General features: G+C 69.7%; 2 protein-coding genes. Both read left to right on the top strand.

Annotated features, from left to right (window positions below; all coding sequences use genetic code 11):
• A partial coding sequence (locus tag IG78_RS52115) for a phosphopantetheine-binding protein (RefSeq protein ID WP_030574931.1) occupies positions 1-403 on the top strand: 403 nt, incomplete at its 5' end.
• Positions 379-1,105: condensation domain-containing protein (locus IG78_RS44735; RefSeq protein ID WP_283936565.1), on the top strand; the 727-nt coding region annotated here is incomplete at its 3' end. The genes IG78_RS52115 and IG78_RS44735, both read left to right, overlap by 25 nt.

Here is a 1,105-nt window from a genome sequence, read left to right as displayed (position 1 = left end):
GATGGTGGTTGATGATCTGCCGTTGACGGTGAACGGGAAGCTGGACAAGCGGGCGTTGCCGGAGCCGGTGTTTTCGGGGGGTGTGTTCCGGGCGGCGTCTTCGCCGGTGGAGGAGGTCCTTGCGGGGATCTTCGCGCGGGTGCTTGATGTGCCGCGGGTGGGGGTGGATGACTCCTTCTTCGATCTGGGCGGTAACTCGCTGTCGGCGATGCGTGTGGTCGCCGCGATCCGTGAGTCCCTCGGCTCCGAGATCGGTGTGCGGGCGCTGTGGGAGGCGTCGTCGGTGGCGGGCCTCGCGCGTGTGGTGGGCGGCTCGGCCTGGCTGGACGGGTCGACGGGTCCGGGCGAGGGTGCCGGGTGGGTGCCGGTGGTGCGGCGTTGGGTGCGGCCGTCGCGGACGTAGTGGAACGGCACGAGAGCTTGCGGACGGTGTTCCCGGCCGTCGACGGTGTGCCGGAACAGCGCGTCCTGGACCTCACCGAAGCGAACCTGGGCTGGGAGGTCGTCGACGCCACCGACCCCGCCCGATGGACGGAAAAAGAACTCGACGACGCCATCGGTGACCGCGGGCGGCACGGCTTCGACCTGGCCGCCGAAATCCCCTTCCGTGCGACGCTCTTCGCCCTGTCGGACACGGAACACCGGCTCGTCCTCGTGCTGCATCACATCGCCGGGGACGGCTGGTCACTGGCACCGCTGCTGCGCGACCTTTTCACCGCGTACCGGGCGCGCAGCGCGGGTGACGCTCCCGGCTGGCAGCCGTTGCCCGTCCAGTACGCCGACTACACGCTCTGGCAGAACGAACTCCTCGGCGACGAAGCCGACACCGACAGCGTGCTTGGCCGACAGATGCGGTTCTGGGAGCGGTCACTGGCGGAGCTGCCCAGCAGGCTGGAGCTCCCGACGGACCGCCCCTACCCGGCGGAGGCCGATCAGCGCGGCGGCCGCATCACCGTCGAGTGGCCGGCGGAGTTGCAGGAGTTGGTGCGGCGGGTCGCGCGGGAGTATGACGCGACGACGTTCATGGTGATGTCGGCGGCGTTGTCGGTGTTGTTGTCGCGGTTGAGCGGTACCGAGGATGTGGCGTTCGGTGTGCCGACGGCGG

Origin of the sequence: Streptomyces aureocirculatus (genome assembly GCF_000720475.1) — a bacterium.
Taxonomy (GTDB): Bacteria; Actinomycetota; Actinomycetes; order Streptomycetales; family Streptomycetaceae; genus Streptomyces; species Streptomyces aureocirculatus.
Note: the sequence above shows the minus strand (reverse complement) of the source record. Positions and strands in the feature narration are given on the sequence as shown.